Origin of the sequence: Nocardioides cremeus (assembly GCF_030518195.1) — a bacterium.
GTDB classification, from domain to species: Bacteria; Actinomycetota; Actinomycetes; order Propionibacteriales; family Nocardioidaceae; genus Nocardioides; species Nocardioides cremeus.
The window spans coordinates 1-273 of record NZ_JAULSC010000351.1; the positions used below are offsets into that span (position 1 = coordinate 1).

The window sequence follows — 273 nt, forward strand, 5'->3', positions numbered from 1 at the left end:
CTGCCGTTGCCCCCGGGGTTCGATGTGGTTGCCGTGATCGGCAGGAAGGTCAGTCCGGGAGCAACCTCGCCGACTCCGGGTCGAGGTGGATCGCCGCATGGGACGCTGTCCGTAGAGCGGAGGCGGGACAGGAAGTTGCGATTGGGCCGGTCAGCGCATCGTGCACGGGCTGGGCCTTGCGCCCTTCAGGGACTACCGCCAGCACCCGCCCCGCCCGCAGCAGGGCGGGAATGGTCACGGTGATCGCTTCGATCGGCACGGCGTCGAGGTCGG

Annotated in this window: 1 pseudogene; it reads right to left on the minus strand. The window is 69.6% G+C overall.

From position 1 onward, the window contains the following. Positions 1-49: 49 nt before the first annotated feature. Positions 50-273, minus strand: a pseudogene (locus tag QWJ41_RS21340) (glucosamine-6-phosphate deaminase); the annotation flags it as partial.